The sequence below is a fragment of the Mangrovimonas aestuarii genome (genome assembly GCF_028767185.1).
In the GTDB taxonomy this organism is placed as follows: domain Bacteria; phylum Bacteroidota; class Bacteroidia; order Flavobacteriales; family Flavobacteriaceae; genus Mangrovimonas_B; species Mangrovimonas_B aestuarii.
In genome coordinates this window covers 67391-90787 of the sequence record NZ_JARACK010000004.1, presented here as the reverse complement: position 1 = coordinate 90787, position 23397 = coordinate 67391, and the positions used below count along the sequence as shown (strand labels likewise).

Sequence of the window (23397 nt, the reverse complement as noted above, 5' to 3'; positions counted from 1 at the left end):
ATGTTATAAAGAAATTGCACAGACCTTTGCAGGATGCAAAAGCTGTTTTTAGTTATCTATCCAAGCAAACTTGGTAGAATGTAGCACCTTCTTTGTATAGAACAAAGGGTTGCTAAGGCTTCAAAGGGTCTAGTCCCTCCACCTTTCTTGATAACATCTCATTAAGTGTTTTGAACTTCGTGAGCACAAATATTCAATCACAAAAAATTAATTTCCAAATTTTTAACGCTGTTTTTTTTTGGTAACCACTCTTATATACTATGTATATAAAATTTTTGAGGACACTCCCCAAAGTCTATTTTAACAACCATAAAACACCAAAAAAAACACAATAAAAATATAAGCGCCCCGTAATTTTCATGGGCTAAAAATGTTTTTACGTCGATTTTCAACAAACCAACCCCAAAATCAAGAGGGTTGTTTTGACAAATTTCACTAAATTAACTGAAAACTAAGACTTTATGAAAAAAATTGAAGCTGTAATTAGAAAATCAAAATTCTACGATGTAAAACACGCATTACACAACATTGGAATCATTTTTTTCACTTACTGGGATGTTACTGGAGTGGGAAATGAAAAAAAAGGATCAGTTTATCGAGGAGTCCCCTATAGCACAACAGATATTCAAAGACGCTACCTTGTCATTGTTGTTAACGATGACATTGCCAATATTACCATACAAACTATTTTGAACACGTCTCAAACTGGAGAAGTAGGAGACGGAAAGCTTTTCGTATCAGATGTCAACGAATGCTACCGAATAAGAACAAACGAACAAGGAGAAACATCATTAAACTAAAAAATCATGGACACACTAACTATCAACAACGTTTGGATGATGATTTGCACAGCTTTGGTATTTTTCATGCACTTAGGCTTTGCTTTTTTGGAGATTGGACTTACACGACAAAAAAACACCATCAACGTACTCTTTAAGAACATTTTTATAATTACCAGCGGAATATTGCTATATTATTTTATTGGTTTTGGATTAATGTACCCAGGAACTTTCAACGGTTTTATTGGCTTAAAGAGCATGGGGCTCCACGAACCGCTCACAACTGCCGGGACCTTAAACCTAGATTACAATACGGGTTATACCTACTGGACAGAGTTTTTGTTCCAGGGGATGTTTGCTGCTACAGCAGCAACAATTGTTTCTGGCGCAGTCGCAGAACGCATAAAAGTGGAATCGTTTATGATTTTTGTTGTACTATACATTGGCATTGTCTATCCTATTGCTGGGTCATGGAAATGGGGCGGCGGATTTCTTCAACAGTTAGAAGTTCCTTTCTATGACTTTGCAGGCTCTACTCTGGTTCACTCTGTGGGAGGATGGGCTGCTTTGGTTGCAGTTTGGCTATTGGGAGCTAGGATTGGAAAATTCAGAAACGGAAAGGCTATGCCCATTAAAGGACATAACATCCCCTTGGCAACAGCTGGGGTTCTTATTCTTTGGCTGGGATGGTTTGGTTTTAATGGAGGCTCTGTCCTTTCTGCAAATCCAGAATTAACCTCTATTACTCTTGTTACAACATCACTTGCTGCTGCCTCAGGCGGATTGTTTGCTTTACTATGCTCTTCACTCATTTTTAAAAACTTCGATCTCACCATGTTTTTAAATGGCATTTTAGGCGGATTAGTAGCCATAACGGCTGGAGCGGATATTATGTCTCCAATAAACGCAATAGTTATTGGAGGCCTGGCAGGTGCAATTATAGTTTTTGGTGTTTCTTTAATAGATAAAATTAAACTTGATGACCCCGTTGGAGCCATAACAGTTCATCTTATCTGTGGAATTTGGGGCACTTTGGCTGTTGGCATTTTCGGGAAATTAGCTGGATGGCAACAGTTTACAAGCCAACTCACTGGAGTAGCCTGCTACGCTTTATTTTGTATAGCTTCAGCAACTCTAATTATCTATACATTAAAAAAGACCGTAGGATTACGAGTTAGCGAACGCGAGGAGCTTGAAGGTCTTGACCCTCATGAACATGGTATGGACGCATATTCAGACTTTAGAATAAATGAGCATTAAACGTAAAACGCACTTACTCAATCATAATCCCCTATAATAGTTTTTTAGTTTTAATTTAATGCTTACTTTTGCCCTCAATAAGGAGGAAAAATTTGATCTGATTGCAACCTCGTAAAAAAATGCTAAAGCAGTTTTACACTTCGTTTTAGCATACGCTGCAATCCTTTTTTTCCGTATTTTAACAACAAAAAACAGTACGTATGTCATACTTATTCACTTCGGAAAGTGTTTCTGAGGGGCACCCCGATAAAGTGGCAGATCAAATCAGTGATGCCCTAATCGACCATTTTTTAGCTTTCGACCCAGATTCTAAGGTTGCTTGCGAAACCCTAGTTACAACTGGCCAGGTAGTCTTGGCTGGTGAAGTGAGATCAAACACTTATCTGGACGTTCAAAAAATTGCCAGAGATACCATCAACAAAATAGGATATACCAAAGGGGAGTATATGTTTGACGGTAATTCATGTGGGGTACTTTCAGCTATCCATGAACAATCGGACGACATTAATAGAGGTGTTGACCGCGCTACAAAAGAAGAACAAGGCGCTGGAGACCAAGGGATGATGTTTGGTTACGCTACAAGTGAAACCAATCACTATATGCCATTGGCTTTAGATTTGGCGCACATTATCCTTAAAGAACTTGCTGAGCTTCGCAAAGAAAATAAAGATATCACTTATTTAAGACCAGACTCTAAAAGTCAGGTTACTATCGAATACAGTGACGACAACATTCCACAGCGCATCGATGCTATTGTCGTTTCAACCCAACACGACAACTTTGGAACTGATGAGGTAATGCTTGAAAAAATCCGCAAGGATATTGTAGAAATCCTTATCCCAAGAGTAGTCGCAAAACTCCCAGAGCATTTGCAGGAGTTATTTAATGACAATATAAAATACCACATCAACCCTACCGGAAAGTTCGTTATTGGCGGGCCACATGGGGATACCGGACTTACAGGAAGAAAAATTATTGTAGACACTTATGGAGGTAAAGGTGCACACGGAGGTGGTGCTTTTTCTGGAAAAGACCCGAGTAAGGTAGACCGAAGTGCTGCTTATGCCACTAGGCATATTGCAAAAAACCTTGTAGCGGCGGGAGTTTGTGAAGAAGTTTTAGTACAGGTGAGCTACGCTATTGGTGTTGTAGAACCAATGGGAATCTATGTTAACACTTATGGCACTTGCCCGTTCAATATGACTGATGGGGAGATCGCTGCTAAAGTTTCAGAATTATTTGATATGCGTCCTGCAGCAATAGAAGAACGCTTAAAATTACGTCAACCTATGTATAGCGAAACTGCCGCTTATGGGCATATGGGACGTGAAAACAAAACGGTTACAAAAACCTTTGAGCAGCCAAATGGAGAATCAAAAACCATGGATGTTGAACTTTTCACTTGGGAAAAGCTGGATTATGTAGATAAAGTAAAAGCAACTTTTGGGCTAGAGTAACAGTAAGATCTAACCATTATCACATTATAAGTCTCGAAAACAATCGGGACTTTTTTTTTACCATACATTATTAATCTTGTTCTTGCTGTTTTCATTTACAAAAATGAAACCAAAAAGGAAGAAGAATAAACAATAAGCCCTCTCTCTACATAACATACTCATCATCAATTGGCTGAACAGGCTCTGGAATTTCACTATCTCCAAGCGTCTCCAATAGATTAATTTCTATGGTACGTGTTATTTGATTTAAAGGGATACCCGTAGGCAAGTCTTCAAAAGGATTTAACAATGTTTGACCTATAGAATGTGTCGTTAAAAACACATACCCAATCAAGGTCCCAATTGGAATAGCAAAGGCGCCCACACTTTCGGAAACTTCCATTGTAACAAAAACAATGAACACCCAAATAAATATGCGCGTGTAATAGTTATAAGTAGTTGGAAAAATCGTATTTAAAATTCGCTCTGATTTTCCCATATGATCACAAAAATTAACCAACATTTTATTTAACTCAATAAACTTAAACCCATCAAAACGGTTTTCCCCATACAATTGATTGAGTTCTTTGGTTTGTATTGTTAGAATTGCATTTGGTTTATTTGATTCTTGCTCAACATAGGCTATATCATTTTCTGAAAGATATTTTTTGTATTCATTATCAGATGTTTTTCTTAAAGCTTGCTTTAAGGCATATAAAAATGAAATATGCCTATGAATCATCTTTCGGGATTCCATGGATATTTCTGATTTGTTTAAAGCTTCTTTATGGTGAAAATAAATAATTTGCCTAGCCCAAGTCCTGGAATCATTCACTAGTGCGCCCCAAATTTTTCTGGCTTCCCACCACCTATCATAAGCTTGGTTATTATTAAAACCAATAAAAAATGCTAAAGCTGTACCCAATACACTGGGAATCAATCCAGGCATTTCATAATGTGGGGAAATAAAAAAGGAATAGATCCAATAGGTACCCGAACAGCTTATAAGATCTAATATCAATAACTTCCATGTTCCGGAAACAATTGTATGTAGTCTAACACGTTTTGAAATCAGCATAAATATTTTTTAGGGTAAATCCAGACGAAAATTAAGAAAAAACGATCTGATCACAAAACAGTATAAAAACAAAGGCAAGCTCAAAAATAAGCTTGCCTTTGTTAATTTTTCTAATTCATTAGTGGGGAGAGCAGGATTCGAACCTGCGAAGACATAGTCAGCAGATTTACAGTCTGCCCTCGTTGGCCGCTTGAGTATCTCCCCCAATGCGAGCGCAAATATATTACAGTTTGTCTATCTGACAAATAATTTTTGAATGAATTTTAATTTTTTTTTATCAAAGAATCATCAAACATAAAAAAGACCTTATCAGGAAAGGGCTCGGCCCGTAAATGAAATCTATCAAAACCATCCACTTATATATTTATCCATTCTGTTTTTCCACCGAAATAGACTACAAAAACCTTAAAAACAACACATAAAAATAAGAACACCTAAGCAAACCAAAGATTACAGTTCGCTTACTTAATAATCATTAAAGGCTTTCAAGTAGATATATAACTTCCAATTTGAGTTATATAATCTTAAAAACAAAAACTTAGTCCACTTCCATCTTCTATATGCTTTTTTTGTACATTGCCTTAATGAGAATCCTTCTATCACTTGTAATAATCCTAAATCTATCTTTTGAATTATTGGCTCAAAACGCAATAAACACAAACCTAATTGCAACCAAGCCCTTAACAAAGGAGGCTTTAATTCATGTAGATAAGTTTGGAGCTAAGTATACTTTAAATGGAGGTACTTTAAAAAAATACTTTGACGGCTCAAGCCTGAATTATAATAATTTTCAGTTGGGAAACATAAGCCAAATCGATATTTTCAACCCTTTGAAAATACCTTTATTTTACAGTCAATTTAATACGTTAATAATATTAGATAACCGACTTGCAGAAATCTTTAAAGTAGACTTTAACAACTTACCCCCATATAGATCTATTACTCTTGTGTCTTCCTGCATTGACAATACGGTTTGGATTTACAACCAAAACACTCAGCAATTGGAGCTTTTTGATTATAAAACCAATAAATCAAGGTTAACAACAATTCCTCTTCAAGGTCAAGCATTAGATATAGACAGCAATTACAATGATTGCTGGCTACTTACTCAGGACTACATTTATCAATTTCATTATACCGGCAGCATTGTAAACAAAACTAAAAATGACGGTTTCGACACACTTTGTCAATCTATGGGCAATATTTTTTTGAAAAAAGGAAACAGGTTATTTGCAATAAAAAAAAATGAAGATGAAATTCGCCCAATAACACTCCCAGATTTATCAATAAAACAGTTTTTTGTAATCGAGGAAACCTTGTATATTTATCAAGAGGACACACTCAAGATCTACCAACTTAAATTACAATAAATTATGCATATTGCCGTTGCGGGAAACATAGGTGCCGGTAAGACATCACTTACCAAATTACTCGCCAAACATTATAATTGGGAAGCCCAACTAGAAGATGTGGTTGACAACCCATATCTGGACGACTTTTACAACCAAATGGAACGCTGGAGTTTTAACCTACAGGTTTACTTTTTAAATAGTCGTTTTCGTCAAGTTTTACAAATTCGAGAGAGCGGCAAGCAAATTATTCAGGATAGAACCATTTACGAGGACGCTCATATTTTCGCACCTAACCTTCATGCCATGGGACTCATGACCAATAGGGACTTTGAAAACTACCGCACACTTTTCGATTTAATGGAATCGCTCGTACAAGGACCAGACTTGTTAATCTACTTAAGGAGTTCTATTCCAAATTTGGTAGGACAGATTCATAAACGAGGGCGAGAATACGAAAACTCAATAAGTATTGATTATTTAAGTAGGCTTAACGAGCGTTACGAAGCTTGGATACATGGTTATGACAACGGAAAATTACTTATTATAGATGTTGACAGAGTAAACTTTGTGGACAAACCAGAGGATTTAGGAGAGGTTATCAACCGTATTGATGCCGAAATAAATGGATTGTTTTAAGAATACTATTCAAAAAAAAAAAAAAAAGCACCTACTGGTGCTTTTTTTTTGTAAGCGTAAGCAAAGAACACGTGTAAAGCATGATTTAACTTACAGTAAATAGTTTCATATTTTCGTAAATTTATATTAGCAATTCTTCTTAAAGCCACAACACTTATATATCATGAAAACAGTTATGATTTCAGTGGCTTTAATTTGGCTCATTTTTGCCAATTTATATGCCCAAGGCGATATCCCAGAAAATGCAATACCCCTAAACATATCTGAAAGCTCTATATGCGAAAACAGTATATCTGGGAATTTCTCAAATCGATTTCCCATCTCAGGTGAAAACGACTGCTCTTTGACTTTAGCTAATGATTATGAAGTTTGGTTTTTAATTGAATTTAATGAATCGGGAGAATACCAAATCGAACATGGAGGAAACTCTCCTGACTTGAAAATGGTTTTTCTGGAAGGTGTACCAGGAAATCTTGTTACTGACTGGTTTACTTGCGCTTATACTGGAGTCGCCTATACTGGAGAGATAACAGCTGGCACTAAACTTTATATTTCTTTAAGTACTAAAAACCCGCAAGACACCTATAATATTTGTGCATTTCGTTTAGGTACTTTATCAAATGAACAAGTTAGCAATTCTATAATTAGTCTATTTCCTAACCCAGTCACAGATGTCTTAAACTTTAAATCCCAAATCATCATTAAGGAAATATTAATTACTTCACTCAGCGGAAAGAAGGTTTATCAAAATGAATACAGCCATAGCCCAAATTCGATTAAATTAGATCATTTAGGCAGAGGGTTATACTTTATTACTCTAGTTGATACTGATGGAAAACAAATTACAAAAAAGTTCATAAGACATTAAAACAAAAAGCGCCCGAAATGGGCGCTTCTTGTTTTTTGTCACACATTCTCTTACTCCTTAAGAACAATAGAGTCCATCTTATCTGTATCTGTAGAAGTTTCATGTTTCACTTCTTTTTTCACATCATCCTTTGCTGGTTTTTCAGCATAACCTTCTTCCACATGACCTCCCAAAATTGGAGCTATCACCAGCCCCACCAAACAGGTTAATTTAATTAAGATATTCATTGATGGCCCAGAAGTATCTTTAAAGGGATCACCAACAGTGTCTCCTGTTACAGCAGCCTTATGGGCATCACTCCCTTTAAACTCCATTTTTCCATCTATCTCCACACCTGCTTCAAACGATTTTTTAGCATTATCCCAAGCTCCCCCAGCATTATTTTGAAAAATAGCCCACATTACCCCACTAACACAAACACCTGCCATATATCCTCCTAGTGGTTCTGCTCCAAATATGGTTCCAATAATGATTGGTGTAATAATCGTAATCAATCCCGGAAGAAGCATTTCCCTTAGGGCTGCACGGGTAGAAATATCAACACATTTCCCATATTCCGGCGTCCCTGTACCTTCCATAATACCAGGGATCTCCTTAAATTGACGACGTACTTCCTGTACCATTTCCATCGCTGCTTTACCAACACTCTGCATGGCAAGTGCCGAAAATATCACGGGAATCATACCTCCTACAAAAAGAGCCGCTAAAACATCTGCCTTAAAAATATTAATCCCATGGATTCCAGTAAACGTTACATAGGCCGCAAACAATGCCAGAGCTGTAAGCGCTGCCGAAGCAATCGCAAATCCTTTTCCAACCGCGGCTGTAGTATTACCAACAGAATCCAAAATGTCAGTACGTTCACGAACTTCTGGTTCCAGCTCACTCATTTCTGCAACACCACCTGCATTATCTGCAATTGGTCCAAAAGCATCTATAGCTAACTGCATTGCAGTTGTAGCCATCATGGCTGATGCTGATAATGCCACACCATAGAATCCAGCCAAAGCATACGCACCATAAATAGCGCCAGCAAAAAGTAAAACAGACAAGAAAGTAGACTTCATCCCTACTGCTAATCCCGCAATTATATTTGTAGCTGCCCCTGTTGAACTATTTTTAACAATGTCAAGAACAGGTTTTTTTCCCAGACTTGTATAATAGGATGTAACCGCCGAAATAAGGGCTCCTACGGCCAGTCCTATGCAAGCTGACCAGAACACGTTAATGGAGGCTACTGGTTTGTAACCCACTCCAAAAAACTTCATATCAATAACAGCTGGTAACATCCAGTCAATCAAAAAATAACTAGCACCTAAGGTTAATAGTATAGCTACCCAATTACCTGTATCCAGCGCTTTTTGCACCTGTGCTTCCTTTGCACTATTGCTAGTAATCTTCACCATAAAAGTTCCTAGTATAGAAGCCAAAATACCAACTCCCGCAATAACTATTGGAAGCAAAACAGGCCCCATATTATTAAACCCATCAGTAAATGGACTATTAACCGACATGTCTTTTATTACATAATTCCCAAGAACCATGGCTGCCAATACTGTAGCCACATACGACCCAAATAAATCAGCCCCCATACCGGCTACATCCCCAACGTTATCTCCAACATTATCGGCAATAGTCGCAGGATTACGAGGATCGTCTTCAGGAATTCCGGCTTCAACCTTGCCGACCAAATCGGCACCTACATCAGCAGCTTTAGTGTAGATTCCTCCACCTACACGAGCAAATAACGCAATGGATTCTGCTCCCAAAGAGAAACCTGCAAGAGCCTCTAAGGCAATAGTCATTTCCTCATAAAAGGGCTGATTCCCTACAATAAACATCTTTATAAAAATAAACAGGAAAATACTCAAACCTAATACAGCAAGACCAGCTACACCAAGCCCCATTACTGTTCCCCCTCCAAACGACACCTTAAGCGCCTGTGGCAAACTGGTTTTAGCCGCTTCTGCAGTGCGAGCATTGGCCTCTGTAGCAACACGCATACCAATATTACCAGCAAGCGCTGAGAAGACTGCTCCAAAAACAAAAGCCACAATAATTACCCAATGGGTTGTAGGTACTAAATATGATATAACTCCTAAGGCTATGGCTGCGATAATTACAAAAACAAGAAGGAGCCTATATTCGGCTTGCAAAAATGCCAAGGCCCCTTCTTTGATACTTTTTGAGATGCTCTGCATCTTATCGCTACCTGGGTCCTGCTTCTTTACCCATACCATCTTTACGAACATAAAGAGCAAGCCCAGTATGGCCAAGGCCATGGGCACAAAAATCATGTTAGATTTCATATATTTTATAGTTTGAATTGGTTATGTTAACTATAAATGTAACAAAATCAAGTAGAAAAAAAAACCTTCCAAACATAGCTTGGAAGGTTTTTCTGTTAAGATATTTTAATAAATCGACTAGATAGTGAAATCACCTTTAGTTTTGTGTTCACTTTCTTCGTAACGATCCACACAATTATTTAAGATCTCATATGCTTCTTTTGCATCTCCCCATCCACCTACATCTACTTTTTTCTTTTCAAGATCTTTGTAAACCTGGAAGAAGTGTGTAATCTCTTCTTTAAGGTGAGGGTTCATATCAGATAGGTCGTTAAGCTTGTTCCATATTGGGTCTGAAACAGGAACACATACTAATTTTTCATCTGGACCTTTTTCATCGGCCATATGGAATACTCCAATAGGTTTTACCTCCATAACACAATTTGGAAAAGTAGGCTCGCTACCCAATACCAATACATCTAAAGGATCTCCATCTAAAGCCAAAGTTTCTGGAATAAATCCGTAATCAGCAGGGTACATCATAGATGAAAACAACATTCTGTCGAAACGGATTTTCTTTAATTCAAAATCGTATTCGTATTTATTACGGCTTCCCTTTGGAATTTCTATTAAAACATCAAAGGTCTTTTTTCCTTTTGGACTCATAGTTCTTGTTTTTTTACGGGCGCAAAGGTACTGAAGCTTTCCTTTTTAGACAATAAAAAAATGGTTAATAAACCTTTAGAATATACAAGTAAGACTTTCAATTGACTTAGAATTTGTTTCAAAACCCCATTCATGACTTCATTCGTAATCTCCTCGTACTTTATTAACAGTATAGCTGCGATAAGACCTTCTGTTATCTCTATAATAAGAAAAACCCACTAATTGAGAACCCTGCTTAAATATTAGAAATAGAACCCAAAACTTCCTGTTATACCAAACTTTCGTACATCTGGCACTTCCTTGTAATTACCCCTAAAATTGAAATCAATCCGAAACACTTTGAAAATATTCCCTATGCCAAAACTGTATTCGTAATAAACCTTATCAGAAGGTGCCCTATAAATAAGATCAGATGCATTTAGCGAGACGTTTTCATCAGATATCTGCCCCCATACACCTCGCAAACCTACTATCTCCCTCCAATTAAGTTTTCTCAACGCAGGTATTCTTGAAAACAATCGTCCATTAAAATTATGTTCTAAATGCAATGAGGCATAAGTATCCGTAACAAACTCATAAAAATCTAGTTGAGAAAAAGTATTATAAATTGAGAAATATGCCTGGTTACCAGGCACAACACTAAGCAAACCTAATGGTACCTCGCCAAATGTCTTACCCATCTCCATCGTAGACTGTAAACGACCAAAGCCTCCTAATTGCCATGGGTGCGTATAGGAAAACTGAACTTTTTTATAGGTAAAATCACTTTCCAACAATCCTTTATCTGCCAAACTAAGGCGAGCAAAAAAACTAGGAAAATCATCATTTACAACTTGGCGTTCCACACCATGACCTGTCATTTTTCGACCAGGATAATAGAATAATGACAAAGTGGTTTCATATTGTTTAACCTTTGAAGAAATACCCGTTGGCGAAGCAGGATCATAATAATCCAAACTAAATGTTGGAGAAGCAGATTCCAAGGTACGATAGTCCCCTCCCAATCGAAATACCAGATTTTTCGCTGGTTCAATCTCAAACGCCAAACTTGTCAGGTTAATATTGGTAAGCTTATCGTTAGTTCCCTTGGCAAATAGGGCTGATGAGGCTAAACTACGACCAAGTACATCATTAGAAGTGGTCAAGCTAGCTCCTATCTGTTCCACATCTCTTCTGTTTCCTCCAGAAATAATAATCCTATTTTTCTTATCAAGCAAGATTTTACCTGAAATACCATATTTTACCTTATCATCTTTTAACCCATAGGCAGCAAATCCCTCCAAACGCCAACTATCATTAGGCCCAAAATAAGTACGTCCTCCCCCGCGAATGCGCACTCCCTCAACTTCGTTATACCCAAACGTTGAATAAATAGGCCCATAATCCATATTCCATCGATCTATTTCTACATATCCTGAAACAAGTACAGTTCCAATATTATAAAGCCGTTTAAATTTCTTAACTGTCTTTAAGGTATCGAGCATTTTATAAACCCCAACCTCATCCTTATTAAGGCTCTCCATGCGGTTTTGCTCCCAAAATTCATCATTGCGATTATATACACTCTCATTGTAATTGTATACTTCCTGCTTATAAAAGTCTTCCCCTTTAGCCTTATTAAACTCATAATTGTCGTACAACGTGGTTCTTTTACCGTAAATTCCTTTTGCCTTTTCCTTTTTCTGAAATGAAAAATCGGACATAAAGTAATCGCGAGTCATTAAAAGGGTAGAATCGTTTAACACTTCGAATTCCTGTTCGATATAAATATCCTTCACCCAGTTAATATTAGCACTTTTTGAAGCTTTAAGATTAATTTCCTTTATGGCATAAGTGGTGTCGTTAACCCAAAAATCTCCTTTGAAAGTAAGCTCGTTTTTTCGTCTGGGATAATAAATAATGTTATAACACCATTTATTGTCGATAAAAGCACTATCGGACAAAACATAGTTGTAAACATTGATTCCTGTTCTGGATAAAGGACTCACAAAACTTTTCTCAAAAACTTTTATATAGTTATCGTACACATCATAGTCAGAATAAAGGTCCTGAATAAAATCAATAATGGTTTGATTGTTACTAAACCCAGAGTTTTTATTCCCATTTAATATTTCTTTCTCCTTTTTTAAAGCATTATCTCCATACACTCTACTTGCAGATTCATTGATAAATATGGGCAGATAGGTTTTTCCCGTAACCTTTGATGTATCTACTTGATCAAACACAAACTCCATCCCTTTGAATAGTTTACTTTTAATAAGGTTACTATCAATAGTATTTAAGTCAAATTCTATCTTCTCGTATTTATCGTACTCATATTGCTTGAACTGTTTGACACCATTTCTTCGTCTGTGCTCCCAAATCTTTCGGAGTAAATCAATAGCTGGGTTATTCTTCTTTGGTTGTTTTCCAGCTACAATAACAACCTCATCGAGCTGATCTTGTGCTTCCTTAAGTACTAGTTTTAAATCGTAATTTACTTTTTTATCAAGTGGAAGAATCAAGGTTTCAAAACCTAAAAAGGAAACTGCAAGTGTATTCCAGGTCTCATCAGACTCTAAATAAAATCTACCATTCTCATCAGTAATGGTTCCAATGGTTGAGCCTTTAAAAACGACATTCGCAAAAGAAACTGGTTGATCGTCTTGATCAATTATATAACCACTAACCTTGGTTTGACCCAAAGCAGATGCTATGCTAAAAAAAAGGAAAAGCGTAAGTAGTTTTAAATTCATATAGAAATAAAAAAAAACTTCATCAACATGGGGGCGTCAATGAAGTTTTAAATATATAAAATAGGTCTGTACTATCTTACTTATACATCACTTTCTTTACAGCTTTAACAACGTCGCTGCTATTAGGCAACCATTCTTCCAGTAAAACAGGTGAATACGGCGCTGGAGTATCTGCTGTATTGATCTTTACAATAGGTGCATCAAGATAATCGAAGGCATTAGACTGTACTTGATAAGTGATTTCGGTAGCAACATTACCAAATGGCCAAGCTTCTTCTAGAATTACCAAACGATTGGTTTTCTTTACAGATTTTAGAATAGCTTCATGATCCATTGGACGAATGGTACGCAAATCAATAATCTCACATGAGATACCTTCTTTTTGTAATTCGTCGGCAGCTTTGTATGCTTCTTTAATAATCTTACCAAACGAAACAATAGTAACATCGGTACCTTCACGCTTAATATCGGCAACCCCTAATGGAATTGTATATTCCCCTTCTGGTACTTCTCCTTTATCTCCATACATTTGCTCACTCTCCATAAAAATAACTGGATCATCATCACGAATAGCTGACTTTAATAATCCTTTAGCATCGTATGGGTTTGAAGGCACAACCACTTTCAATCCTGGAGTGTTAGCATACCAGCTTTCAAATGCCTGAGAGTGAGTTGCTGCCAACTGTCCTGCAGAAGCAGTAGGCCCACGAAAAACGATTGGACACTTAAACTGTCCACCAGACATTTGTCTTATTTTGGCAGCATTGTTTATAATTTGGTCAATTCCTACCAAAGAGAAATTAAACGTCATAAACTCTACAATAGGACGGTTACCAGTCATGGTAGAACCTACAGCTACACCAGCAAAACCAAGTTCTGCAATAGGTGTGTCGATAACACGCTTAGGACCAAACTCGTCCAACATCCCTTTCGATGCCTTATAAGCACCATTATATTCTGCTACTTCTTCCCCCATTAAGTAGATGCTCTCGTCACGACGCATCTCCTCACTCATGGCTTCGGCAATAGCTTCTCTAAATTGTATTGTTTTCATCTATCTGCTTGTTAATACGAAGAGCAAAAATAACAATTAATGAAAAAACTAAGGCAACCTTAAGCGCTTAAAATTTACTATGCACGCATAATATTAATTCCGATAAAATAACTAACTTCGTAACCTCAAAAAAATTACGTATTTATAAAAAAATAGATCTATGAAAATTTTAGTGTGTATCAGTCATGTTCCAGACACTACATCAAAGATTAATTTTACAGATAACGACTCGAAGTTTGACACTAACGGTGTACAGTTTGTAATCAATCCTAATGATGAGTTTGGACTTACCCGTGCCATGTGGTTCAAAGAAAAACAAGGGGCCAGTGTAGATGTCGTTAATGTAGGAGGTCCAGAAACAGAACCTACCTTACGTAAAGCTTTAGCTATTGGTGCCGATACAGCCATTCGTGTAAACACCGAAGCAACTGATGGCTTTGCTGTTGCAGAACAATTGGCTAAAGTGGTTAAAGATGGAGGATACGACTTAGTTATTGCAGGACGTGAATCGATAGACTATAACGGAGGAATGGTCCCTGGTATGTTGGCAGGTTTAACTGATGCAAATTTTGTAAATAACTGTATTAGCTTAGAAGTTGACGGTACTAGCGCTAAAGCCATGAGAGAAATTGATGGTGGTAAGGAGACTGTAACTACCGCACTTCCTTTAGTTATTGGTGGACAAAAAGGATTAGTAGAAGAAAGTGATCTTCGCATTCCTAACATGAGAGGAATTATGATGGCTCGTAAAAAGCCTTTAACAGTATTGGACCCTGTAAACGCAAATACAGAAACTTCATCTGTTAAATTTGAAAAGCCTGCACCTAAAGGAGATGTAAAACTTGTATCTCCAGATAACTTAGATGAGTTGGTAAACCTTTTACACAACGAAGCTAAAGTAATTTAATCAGTTCATCATTCAAAAGAAAAGAATATGTCAGTTTTAGTATATACAGAATCAGAACAAGGAACATTTAAAAAGGTAGCCCTAGAGGTAGCTTCTTATGCAAAAGCCGTTGCCGACCAAATGGGAACCACTGTTACTGCCGTAGCCATAAATGCAGATGACACTTCTGTTTTAGGTAATTACGGAGTAGATAAAGTATTAAAAATAAACAACGACAGCTTGAATACCTTCAATGCTAAATCTTATGCTGAAGTAATTAAACAAGCTGCCGAAAAAGAAGGCTCTAAAGTTGTTGTAGTAAGCTCTAGTGCAGACAGCAAATATATGGCTCCGCTATTGGCTGTTGGTTTAAATGCCGGATATGCATCAAACGTTGTGGAAACTCCTAGCAGTACTGCTCCATTTACAGTTAAGCGCACTGCTTTCTCTAATAAAGCCTTTAATCATACGACAGTTAATACAGATGTCAAAGTTGTTGCTTTAGCTAAAAATGCATTTGGTTTAAAAGAAGCTTCAGCTAGTGCAACTGCAGAAGATTTCGCTGCAAATGTACCTGCAGCAGGTGTTACTGTAGAATCTGTCGACAAAGCAACAGATAAAGTGACTATCGCCGATGCGGAAATAGTTGTATCTGGAGGTCGCGGACTTAAAGGACCTGAAAATTGGGGAATGATCGAAGAGTTGGCGGAAGTTTTAGGTGCCGCTACAGCTTGTTCTAAACCAGTTTCTGATTTAGGATGGAGACCGCACAGTGAACACGTAGGGCAAACTGGTAAACCAGTAGCATCGAACCTTTATATTGCAGTTGGAATCTCAGGAGCTATACAGCACTTAGCAGGAATCAATGCTTCTAAAGTGAAAGTAGTAATAAACAACGACCCTGAGGCCCCTTTCTTTAAGGCTGCTGATTACGGAGTTGTAGGAGATGCCTTTGAGATTGTGCCCACATTGATTGAAAAATTAAAGGAATTTAAAGCTCAGAACGCTTAATTTTTTTTTAACTTGTAGTTATAAAAGGGCTGTTTAAATTTGGTAAAGTCCTAATTTAAACAGTCTTTTGCGTATAGAATTATGAGTTTAGTAAGACTTAACATAAAAGGAATTTCGTACAGTCAAACGCAAAACGGTGCTTACGCCTTGATATTGAACGAAGTTGAAGGCGATCGTAAATTACCTATAGTTATAGGAGCTTTCGAGGCCCAATCCATTGCTATTGCATTAGAAAAAGAAATACGTCCTCCTAGACCTTTAACCCACGACCTTTTCAAGAATTTTGCTTCCCGATTTAATATTGTAGTTAAGCAGGTTATAATCCACAAATTAGTCGATGGAGTGTTTTATTCCAGCTTAATTTGTGAGCACGATAAAATTGAAGAAATTATCGATGCCCGAACTAGTGATGCCATAGCTTTGGCTTTACGATTCAATGCTCCTATTTTTACCTATAAAAACATACTTGACAAGGCGGGTATTTATTTAAAGGTAAGCTCTAAAGATGCTGGAGATGAAGTTGTTTCCGAAGACTACATTGCAGAAAGCAAAGGCTCTGGAAGTGACCAAGAACTATACAAGGGAAAAACCTTGGAAGAACTCAACCAAATGCTTGCCCAAGCAGTGGCCAATGAAGATTACGAGGCTGCAGCAAAAATAAGAGACGAGATTTCTAAGCGCTAACTAATACATCTTCCATGAAACACTTTCCTTTAGCTATACTGGCTATTTTTTTTATGTGTTTCTCATCATTTGCCCAAAACATAGAAAACATTTGGCAATTTGAAAGCATAAAGAACCAACAAGGGGAAGAACTCATTGAAATTAACAAACAGGTAGATTCTCTAGTTCTAGTAGATGGAGAATTCCATTATACATTAGAAGCCAAAGACCAACTAATGGCTTTTGGTGACTATATGCACCAGAACAACTTACTGGTGTTTTACTACAGCAAACCTCAAGACACGATAAGACGCTATAAGATAAGCACCTTAACCGATTCCACCCTCACACTTACCGAAAACAATATTCATTATAATTTCAGCCTAAAGAAAAAAAAACAAATTTTACTCAACAATACAAATGGAATATCCCCAAGTAAAGGATTTACATTTAATGGTTTATGGCGTGGTGTTTTAGGAATGATTTCTCTTGTTTTTATCGCCTTTCTATTTAGTAACAATCGGCGAGCTATAAACTGGCGAACTGTTGGAATAGGACTTTCTCTTCAATTACTTATTGCCATTGGAGTTTTAAAAATTCCATTAATAAAGGGAGTATTTGAAACAGTTGGCAGTGTTTTTGTCAGCATCCTTGATTTTACACGAGCAGGGAGTAAGTTCCTGTTTGAAGGCTTAGTAGTAGACATGGATACTTTTGGATTTATTTTTGCTTTTCAAGTTCTGCCAACAATAATCTTTTTCTCAGCATTAACCTCTGTTCTTTTCTATTTGGGGATTATACAGAAAGTGGTAAAAGGACTAGCATGGTTACTTACTAAAAGCTTAAAAATATCAGGAGCGGAAAGTTTAAGTGTAGCTGGCAATATATTTTTGGGGCAAACCGAAGCGCCTTTATTAATTAAAGCCTATTTGGAAAAAATGAGTCGATCAGAAATCTTATTGGTTATGATTGGAGGAATGGCAACAGTAGCAGGAGCTGTACTTGCAGCTTATATAGGTTTTTTGGGTGGAGACGATCCTGAATTGCGCCTGTATTTTGCCAAGCACCTTTTGGCGGCCTCTGTTATGGCCGCACCTGGAGCAGTGGTTATTTCTAAAATACTGTATCCTCAAACTGATGCCGTAACAACTCAAGTGGAGGTTTCCAGTGAAAAAATAGGTGCAAATTTATTGGATGCCATCGCTAACGGAACTACGGAAGGTTTGCGTTTAGCTGTTAATGTTGGTGCGATGCTTTTGGTTTTTGTAGCCTTTATTGCAATGGTTAATGGCATATTGGGATGGGCTGCAGATTTTGACGGCTTTACAATTGCTGCACTTAATATAGATTGGCAGTTTACTTCTTTAAATCAACTGATTGCAAATAACACTCCTTATGATGGGCTTTCCCTGGAATTTTTACTAGGCTACCTCTTTGCTCCACTAATGTGGTTAATAGGTGTTGCTCAGGAAGACATGATGCTAATGGGGCAACTATTAGGCATCAAACTTGCTGCCAGTGAATTTATTGGATACATACAACTTGCAGACCTTAAAGATGTTACTAGTTTAACACATCTACACTACAACAAATCGGTGATAATGGCAACGTATATGCTTTGTGGTTTTGCCAATTTCGCCTCTATTGGTATACAAATTGGAGGTATTGGCTCATTGGCCCCTGGCCAACGAAAAACACTCTCAGAATTTGGAATAAAAGCACTTATTGGAGGAACCATAGCTTCGCTAATTTCAGCCACTATTGCAGGAATGATTATTGGGTAATAAGTATTAGCTTTTTCTTCTCCTCACAAACACATTGACAAATAGTTATATTTGCCATATTTTTCATTTAATATTTGATTTATGCCACATATTGTCATTGAGTGTTCAGAAAACGTAATAAGCGACGTTGCCCCACAAACCATCATTCAAAAAGTTTTTGAAACAACAGAATCTACTGGGCTTTTTGGAAAAGGTGCTGTAAAAGTAAGACTCAACCCTTACAAACATTACCATTCAGAAAGTGAAGGCGAAGATTTCATACATGTTTTCGCAAACATTATGGAAGGTAGGACTGTCGACCAAAAAAAAGGGCTTTCCAAAAAAATAGCAACCGAACTTATATCAATGCTCCCTGATGTTAGCTGCATTTCGGTTAATATTATTGATATGGAAAAGGCCTGCTATAGCAATAGAGTAATGCTTTAACCCTCTGAAATATCCATAATTCAAACTTGAAAATCCGTTAATAACTATTGGATATATTTTTGGCAATAATCATTTGATTTTTTGCCTTTTTGTTACTTTTATTTCCTGAGAAAAGCAGATAAGATGAAACAGTATTTAGACCTTGTAAAACACGTATTGGAAAACGGAAACGAAAAAGGAGACCGTACAGGAACTGGAACAAAAAGTGTATTTGGTTACCAAATGCGTTTTGATTTAAGTGAAGGCTTCCCTATGGTAACCACCAAAAAATTGCATCTTAAATCCATTGTCCATGAACTACTATGGTTTTTAAAGGGTGATACCAACATTGCTTATCTTCAGGAAAACGGAGTACGCATCTGGAATGAATGGGCTGATGACAATGGCGATTTGGGTCCAGTTTACGGCCACCAATGGCGCAATTGGAACAGTGACGAAATAGACCAGATTAAGGAAGTTATCGAAACTTTAAAGCACAATCCTAATAGCCGTCGTATGTTGGTGTCGGCTTGGAATCCTAGTGTTTTACCAGACACTTCGGTATCGTTTTCTGAAAACGTTGCAAATGGTAAAGCTGCTCTTCCTCCATGCCATGCTTTTTTCCAATTTTATGTTGCAAATGGTAAATTGTCCTGTCAATTGTACCAACGTTCTGCCGACATCTTTTTAGGAGTTCCATTTAATATTGCATCCTATGCATTATTAACAATGATGGTAGCACAGGTTTGTGGATATGAGGCCGGTGAATTTATTCATACATTTGGTGACGCTCATATTTACAACAATCATGTGGAGCAATTGGAACTTCAATTATCCAGAGACCCAAGGCCTTTACCAAAAATGATTTTAAATCCAGAGGTGAAAGATATTTTCGACTTCACTTTTGACGACTTTACACTTGTAGACTATAACCCTCACCCTCATATTAAAGGAGCTGTTGCTGTTTAATGCCATCAATAAGGTAAATAACCATCAAAAATCTTAACTTTAAGATGTTATTAACCCTTACCTTATTTTATGTTTGGCAAAAAAAAACAAACCAGTAAGATAGATCCTGAGCAACTTAAGTTGATTCAAGATGCACAACAACGTGTAAAACAGAAAAAACGTCTTTACATTCATTTTATTCTGTTTTTAATTGGATCTATAGGCTTTTTAGTTGCCCAACTAATTTTTAAGGTTGGACAAGATGTCAAGATTTTTGGAATAGACTGGTTTGCCATTGCCATATTACTTTGGTTAGTGCTTTTACTTTACCACACCTTCAATGTATTTATTACTAATCGTTTTATGGGGAAATCCTGGGAAGAGTCTCAAATGGAATCTCTAGTATCCAAACAACAAAAAAAAATAGAAAAAATAAAAAACAAAGTGGAGAAAACAGAAACCGAGAACAAAACCAACCCAATAGCAACTTCAAAAACTTCCTTATCCCCAGAAACAAATAGTGAATTGACGATTATTGTAGCCGCTGCAGAGAACAATGTTATTGGAAAGGACAACCAACTCATTTGGCATTTAAGTGACGATCTTAAAAGATTTAAAAGTCTTACGTCAGGGCACTGCATAATTATGGGGCGAAAAACCTTTGAGAGCTTTCCCAAACCATTACCAAACCGCACCCACATTGTTATTAGTCGCCAAGCTGACTATAAGGTTCCTGAAGGCGTAATTGTTGTAAACAATATTAAAGCCGCCATCGATGCTGCAAAACACGACAAACAACCTTTTATTATTGGTGGTGGTGAAATTTACAGACAGGCTATGGACTATGCTGATAAAATTGAACTAACGCGTGTACATACTGGATTTGAAGGAGACACTTATTTCCCTGAAATAGACCATAATATTTGGAAGGAAACTCTAAACAAATATCACGATAAAGATGAAGTTCACAAATATCCCTTTAGTTTTATCACATACGAAAGATGGTAATTTAACGTATTCCCCCCTTTTAACTCAAAACATTATTATCACCTCATAATATAATCAGTACTCTCTAAAAAGCCTACAGTATTGAATTAAACGTAACTCATTATGAGAACATATTGCCATTACTTTTAGTTTTCATCTATTCGCAAGTCCATTGTGTCAATCACAAAATTCAACAGATGGTGATCATGAAAAGTGGGAATTTGTTTTAGAAGATATTGGCGATGTTTTACAGATTGCACTTCCTGTTGCGCAGGTGTCATAACCCTAATAAAAAAAGACTACACCGACACAAAGAAATTGGCTCTCTCCTAAGGCACCACCACGGCCTTAACTTATGCCCTCAAATATACTGTACACAAAAAAAGACCTGAAGGACGAGAATTATACGACTCTTTTCCTTCAGGACATACTGCAGCGGCATTTTCAGGCGCATCTTTCATACAGCGCCGCTATGGCTGGAAGTATGGATGGCCGGGATATATACTCGCAACAATTGTAGGAATAAGCCGAGTAGAAGGACCTGATGGCTATCACGATTATTGGGATGTAATTGACGGAGAGGCTATAGGTATCGGGAGCACATATTTATTTACAAAACCCTATCAGAAAGAACAAATTCAAGTCGGTTTTCTTAGCTATAAGCGGTCGTATGGTTTAGCACTCAAATACAGATTTAGATGATTTAACTCACATAGTTTAGATTAGAATGCATTAAAAAAGGAGCTAAATAAAATATTCCTATTTTTGCAGGACTAATTTTAAAACAACATTATGAACGCATATATATTCCCTGGTCAAGGAGCCCAATTCACTGGAATGGGTTTAGACCTTTACGAAAACTCACCTTTAGCACAAGAATTATTTGAAAAAGCCAATGAAATTCTTGGATTTTCAATCACTGACATTATGTTCGAAGGGTCTGCTGAGGACTTAAAGCAAACTAAAGTTACCCAACCAGCTATCTTTTTGCATTCTGTGATTTTAGCAAAAACTTTAGGTGATAGTTTTAAACCAGACATGGTTGCTGGTCACTCTTTAGGAGAGTTCTCTGCATTAGTAGCTAATGGTACTTTAAATTTTGAAGATGGATTAAGATTAGTTGCCCAGCGCGCTATGGCAATGCAAAAAGCTTGTGAAATTAAACCTAGCACCATGGCTGCTGTACTTGGATTGGCAGACGATATCGTAGAAAGAGTTTGTACTTCTACCGAAGGTATAGTAGTTGCAGCAAATTACAACTGCCCTGGTCAATTGGTAATTTCGGGAGAAGTTGAAGCCATCAACGCAGCATGTGAAACTTTAAAAGCAGAAGGTGCAAAACGTGCATTGGTACTTCCTGTAGGAGGAGCATTCCACTCACCTTTAATGGAACCAGCTCGTGAAGAATTGGCTGCTGCTATAGAGGCTACCGCTTTCAACACACCAAACTGCCCTATTTACCAAAACGTTACAGCTAATGCAGTAATTGACGAAAACGCTATCAAAACGAATTTGATTTCTCAACTTACTGCTCCTGTAAGATGGACACAGTCTGTTCAGCAAATGATTACAGACGGAGCTACTTTGTTTACAGAAGTTGGTCCTGGCAAAGTATTACAAGGATTAGTTAAGAAAATTGATCGCGCTTCAGCAGTAGCTTCGGCTGAATTTAATACCGAAGCTTAAGTATGAAATTATCTCGCAATATCGCGATAGCAGGACTTATAATTTTCAATATAGCAATCGATCAGATTTCTAAGGTTATTGTTAGAGGTTCTGTTCAACCACACTCACAAAGCCCTATCATTGGCAAGTACTTTAAGCTAACTAATGTTGAAAACACAGGCGCCTTTTTAAGTTTGGGAAGTGATTTTCATCCAACATTAAGGTTATTGCTTCTACTTATTTTACCAATTGTTGTTTTAGGATATGTTACCTATTACATTTTTAAAAATAAACAATTGGACAAATGGTCTTTGATAGGATTCTCCTGCATAATTGGCGGAGGTATCGCCAATGTATTCGATAGAATTGTTTTCGGATCGGTAACCGACTTTCTACATATAGATTTAGGAGGTATTTTTAGAACTGGAATATTTAATATAGCCGATGTATCGGTAATGACGGGAATGGGGTTTCTATTACTATCCCATTTTAAGAGTAAACCCGATTGCAAAACAGAAGAAACAACATAAAAAAGAGGTCTTTAAAAGACCTCTTTTTTGATTTATGTTTAATTTCTAAGTTGCCAAGTTACAGTTCTCGCAATCTTTAACTTCACCATAATAGGTTTCGCGATACTTGTGTAATGTTTTGTAAGGTATACTCAAAAAAGTTTTCTTGATATACGTTACTTTGGTTAACAATTCACCCATTTTGGGTGTAAATCGTTTTTCTTGTTTGGTTTCCCTTTGGATTGTAATCAATTTCATGTTTTCTCTTATCATTTTTTACAAAGTAAGGAAAGTAATCTTTTTTAACAAAATTAGAAATATTAAATCCTTGTTAAGTACGAAAAACCAAACAAAATAACCTTTTCATTCAGAATCCCCCAATAGAAC

General features: G+C 37.0%; 21 protein-coding genes, 1 tRNA gene, 1 pseudogene and 1 riboswitch. Of the genes and pseudogenes, 16 read left to right on the top strand and 7 right to left on the bottom strand.

Going from position 1 to position 23397, the window contains the following annotated elements; all coding sequences use genetic code 11:
• Positions 1 to 49: 49 nt before the first annotated feature.
• Positions 50 to 157, bottom strand: a riboswitch (SAM riboswitch).
• Positions 158 to 461: 304 nt separating this feature from the next.
• The 3 genes from PWU04_RS06555 (at position 462) to metK (ending at position 3496) form a co-directional block, all read left to right on the top strand.
• Complete coding sequence (locus tag PWU04_RS06555) at positions 462 to 800, top strand: P-II family nitrogen regulator (protein WP_274475135.1); 339 nt, start codon at positions 462 to 464, stop codon at positions 798 to 800.
• Positions 801 to 806: 6 nt separating this feature from the next.
• Positions 807 to 2039, top strand: a complete 1233-nt coding sequence (locus PWU04_RS06550; RefSeq protein ID WP_274475133.1) for an ammonium transporter — start codon at positions 807 to 809, stop codon at positions 2037 to 2039.
• 200 nt (positions 2040 to 2239) lie between these two features.
• On the top strand, positions 2240 to 3496 hold the full coding sequence (metK, locus tag PWU04_RS06545; protein WP_274475131.1) for a methionine adenosyltransferase: 1257 nt from the start codon (positions 2240 to 2242) through the stop codon (positions 3494 to 3496).
• A 145-nt stretch (positions 3497 to 3641) separates the two neighbouring features.
• Here metK and PWU04_RS06540 read toward each other — a convergent pair whose 3' ends face one another.
• Positions 3642 to 4553 (bottom strand): bestrophin family protein, encoded by a 912-nt coding sequence (locus tag PWU04_RS06540; protein ID WP_274475130.1) that lies wholly within the window; start codon positions 4551 to 4553, stop codon positions 3642 to 3644.
• 122 nt (positions 4554 to 4675) lie between these two features.
• Positions 4676 to 4757: transfer RNA gene (locus tag PWU04_RS06535), tRNA-Tyr, on the bottom strand.
• Between the two features lie 380 nt (positions 4758 to 5137).
• On the opposite strand from PWU04_RS06535, the gene PWU04_RS06530 reads away from it, so the two are divergent.
• The 3 genes from PWU04_RS06530 (at position 5138) to PWU04_RS06520 (ending at position 7409) form a co-directional block, all read left to right on the top strand.
• Positions 5138 to 5923: a hypothetical protein gene (locus PWU04_RS06530; RefSeq protein WP_274475129.1), complete on the top strand. Its 786-nt coding sequence runs from the start codon at positions 5138 to 5140 to the stop codon at positions 5921 to 5923.
• A gap of 3 nt (positions 5924 to 5926) precedes the next feature.
• Positions 5927 to 6541 (top strand): deoxynucleoside kinase, encoded by a 615-nt coding sequence (locus tag PWU04_RS06525; RefSeq protein ID WP_274475128.1) that lies wholly within the window; start codon positions 5927 to 5929, stop codon positions 6539 to 6541.
• 163 nt (positions 6542 to 6704) lie between these two features.
• Entirely contained in the window at positions 6705 to 7409 is a 705-nt protein-coding gene (locus PWU04_RS06520) for a T9SS type A sorting domain-containing protein (RefSeq protein ID WP_274475127.1), read from the top strand.
• 50 nt (positions 7410 to 7459) lie between these two features.
• Here PWU04_RS06520 and PWU04_RS06515 read toward each other — a convergent pair whose 3' ends face one another.
• The 4 genes from PWU04_RS06515 to PWU04_RS06500 form a co-directional block, all read right to left on the bottom strand.
• Positions 7460 to 9718, bottom strand: coding sequence for a sodium-translocating pyrophosphatase (locus PWU04_RS06515; RefSeq protein WP_274475126.1), 2259 nt, complete (start codon positions 9716 to 9718; stop codon positions 7460 to 7462).
• A 117-nt stretch (positions 9719 to 9835) separates the two neighbouring features.
• The gene (locus PWU04_RS06510) at positions 9836 to 10363 is read right to left on the bottom strand and encodes an inorganic diphosphatase (RefSeq protein ID WP_274475124.1); all 528 of its coding nucleotides are present in this window, start codon (positions 10361 to 10363) and stop codon (positions 9836 to 9838) included.
• A gap of 242 nt (positions 10364 to 10605) precedes the next feature.
• Positions 10606 to 13098 carry a DUF5686 and carboxypeptidase-like regulatory domain-containing protein gene (locus PWU04_RS06505; protein ID WP_274475122.1) on the bottom strand — a complete coding sequence of 831 codons (2493 nt, stop codon included), beginning with the start codon at positions 13096 to 13098 and terminating at the stop codon, positions 10606 to 10608.
• Between the two features lie 76 nt (positions 13099 to 13174).
• Positions 13175 to 14152, bottom strand: a complete 978-nt coding sequence (locus tag PWU04_RS06500; RefSeq protein ID WP_274475120.1) for a pyruvate dehydrogenase complex E1 component subunit beta — start codon at positions 14150 to 14152, stop codon at positions 13175 to 13177.
• 160 nt (positions 14153 to 14312) lie between these two features.
• Here PWU04_RS06500 and PWU04_RS06495 point away from each other — a divergent pair, with 160 nt between their 5' ends.
• The 10 genes and pseudogenes from PWU04_RS06495 to lspA all read left to right on the top strand — a co-directional run bounded on the left by PWU04_RS06495 (position 14313) and on the right by lspA (position 23031).
• Positions 14313 to 15059, top strand: a complete 747-nt coding sequence (locus PWU04_RS06495; protein WP_274475119.1) for an electron transfer flavoprotein subunit beta/FixA family protein — start codon at positions 14313 to 14315, stop codon at positions 15057 to 15059.
• Between the two features lie 27 nt (positions 15060 to 15086).
• A complete protein-coding gene (locus tag PWU04_RS06490; RefSeq protein WP_274475118.1) occupies positions 15087 to 16049 on the top strand; it encodes an electron transfer flavoprotein subunit alpha/FixB family protein in 963 nt (320 codons plus the stop codon).
• Positions 16050 to 16130: 81 nt separating this feature from the next.
• On the top strand, positions 16131 to 16733 hold the full coding sequence (locus PWU04_RS06485) for a bifunctional nuclease family protein (protein WP_274475117.1): 603 nt from the start codon (positions 16131 to 16133) through the stop codon (positions 16731 to 16733).
• A 14-nt stretch (positions 16734 to 16747) separates the two neighbouring features.
• Complete coding sequence (locus PWU04_RS06480) at positions 16748 to 18496, top strand: NupC/NupG family nucleoside CNT transporter (protein WP_274475116.1); 1749 nt, start codon at positions 16748 to 16750, stop codon at positions 18494 to 18496.
• Between the two features lie 81 nt (positions 18497 to 18577).
• Entirely contained in the window at positions 18578 to 18922 is a 345-nt protein-coding gene (locus PWU04_RS06475) for a 5-carboxymethyl-2-hydroxymuconate Delta-isomerase (RefSeq protein ID WP_274475115.1), read from the top strand.
• Between the two features lie 123 nt (positions 18923 to 19045).
• Positions 19046 to 19870, top strand: a complete 825-nt coding sequence (locus tag PWU04_RS06470; protein ID WP_274475114.1) for a thymidylate synthase — start codon at positions 19046 to 19048, stop codon at positions 19868 to 19870.
• Between the two features lie 69 nt (positions 19871 to 19939).
• The gene (locus tag PWU04_RS06465; RefSeq protein WP_274475113.1) at positions 19940 to 20857 is read left to right on the top strand and encodes a dihydrofolate reductase; all 918 of its coding nucleotides are present in this window, start codon (positions 19940 to 19942) and stop codon (positions 20855 to 20857) included.
• Positions 20858 to 21280: 423 nt separating this feature from the next.
• Positions 21281 to 21538 (top strand): annotated as a pseudogene (locus PWU04_RS13320) (phosphatase PAP2 family protein); the annotation flags it as partial.
• Positions 21539 to 21628: 90 nt separating this feature from the next.
• The gene (gene fabD / locus PWU04_RS06460) at positions 21629 to 22522 is read left to right on the top strand and encodes an ACP S-malonyltransferase (protein ID WP_274475111.1); all 894 of its coding nucleotides are present in this window, start codon (positions 21629 to 21631) and stop codon (positions 22520 to 22522) included.
• 2 nt (positions 22523 to 22524) lie between these two features.
• Positions 22525 to 23031: a signal peptidase II gene (gene lspA, locus PWU04_RS06455; protein WP_274475110.1), complete on the top strand. Its 507-nt coding sequence runs from the start codon at positions 22525 to 22527 to the stop codon at positions 23029 to 23031.
• A 45-nt stretch (positions 23032 to 23076) separates the two neighbouring features.
• Here lspA and PWU04_RS06450 read toward each other — a convergent pair whose 3' ends face one another.
• Positions 23077 to 23268: a hypothetical protein gene (locus tag PWU04_RS06450; protein WP_274475109.1), complete on the bottom strand. Its 192-nt coding sequence runs from the start codon at positions 23266 to 23268 to the stop codon at positions 23077 to 23079.
• Between the last annotated feature and the right edge of the window lie 129 nt (positions 23269 to 23397).

What these genes read in the sequence shown, in the direction of transcription:
- PWU04_RS06555 (WP_274475135.1), top strand. Translation starts at nt 462, where the DNA reads ATGAAAAAAATTGAAGCTGTAATTAGAAAATCAAAATTCTACGATGTA.
- PWU04_RS06550 (WP_274475133.1), top strand. Translation starts at nt 807, where the DNA reads ATGGACACACTAACTATCAACAACGTTTGGATGATGATTTGCACAGCT.
- metK (WP_274475131.1), top strand. Translation starts at nt 2,240, where the DNA reads ATGTCATACTTATTCACTTCGGAAAGTGTTTCTGAGGGGCACCCCGAT.
- PWU04_RS06540 (WP_274475130.1), bottom strand. Translation starts at nt 4,553, where the DNA reads ATGCTGATTTCAAAACGTGTTAGACTACATACAATTGTTTCCGGAACA.
- PWU04_RS06530 (WP_274475129.1), top strand. Translation starts at nt 5,138, where the DNA reads ATGAGAATCCTTCTATCACTTGTAATAATCCTAAATCTATCTTTTGAA.
- PWU04_RS06525 (WP_274475128.1), top strand. Translation starts at nt 5,927, where the DNA reads ATGCATATTGCCGTTGCGGGAAACATAGGTGCCGGTAAGACATCACTT.
- PWU04_RS06520 (WP_274475127.1), top strand. Translation starts at nt 6,705, where the DNA reads ATGAAAACAGTTATGATTTCAGTGGCTTTAATTTGGCTCATTTTTGCC.
- PWU04_RS06515 (WP_274475126.1), bottom strand. Translation starts at nt 9,718, where the DNA reads ATGAAATCTAACATGATTTTTGTGCCCATGGCCTTGGCCATACTGGGC.
- PWU04_RS06510 (WP_274475124.1), bottom strand. Translation starts at nt 10,363, where the DNA reads ATGAGTCCAAAAGGAAAAAAGACCTTTGATGTTTTAATAGAAATTCCA.
- PWU04_RS06505 (WP_274475122.1), bottom strand. Translation starts at nt 13,098, where the DNA reads ATGAATTTAAAACTACTTACGCTTTTCCTTTTTTTTAGCATAGCATCT.
- PWU04_RS06500 (WP_274475120.1), bottom strand. Translation starts at nt 14,152, where the DNA reads ATGAAAACAATACAATTTAGAGAAGCTATTGCCGAAGCCATGAGTGAG.
- PWU04_RS06495 (WP_274475119.1), top strand. Translation starts at nt 14,313, where the DNA reads ATGAAAATTTTAGTGTGTATCAGTCATGTTCCAGACACTACATCAAAG.
- PWU04_RS06490 (WP_274475118.1), top strand. Translation starts at nt 15,087, where the DNA reads ATGTCAGTTTTAGTATATACAGAATCAGAACAAGGAACATTTAAAAAG.
- PWU04_RS06485 (WP_274475117.1), top strand. Translation starts at nt 16,131, where the DNA reads ATGAGTTTAGTAAGACTTAACATAAAAGGAATTTCGTACAGTCAAACG.
- PWU04_RS06480 (WP_274475116.1), top strand. Translation starts at nt 16,748, where the DNA reads ATGAAACACTTTCCTTTAGCTATACTGGCTATTTTTTTTATGTGTTTC.
- PWU04_RS06475 (WP_274475115.1), top strand. Translation starts at nt 18,578, where the DNA reads ATGCCACATATTGTCATTGAGTGTTCAGAAAACGTAATAAGCGACGTT.
- PWU04_RS06470 (WP_274475114.1), top strand. Translation starts at nt 19,046, where the DNA reads ATGAAACAGTATTTAGACCTTGTAAAACACGTATTGGAAAACGGAAAC.
- PWU04_RS06465 (WP_274475113.1), top strand. Translation starts at nt 19,940, where the DNA reads ATGTTTGGCAAAAAAAAACAAACCAGTAAGATAGATCCTGAGCAACTT.
- fabD (WP_274475111.1), top strand. Translation starts at nt 21,629, where the DNA reads ATGAACGCATATATATTCCCTGGTCAAGGAGCCCAATTCACTGGAATG.
- lspA (WP_274475110.1), top strand. Translation starts at nt 22,525, where the DNA reads ATGAAATTATCTCGCAATATCGCGATAGCAGGACTTATAATTTTCAAT.
- PWU04_RS06450 (WP_274475109.1), bottom strand. Translation starts at nt 23,268, where the DNA reads ATGAAATTGATTACAATCCAAAGGGAAACCAAACAAGAAAAACGATTT.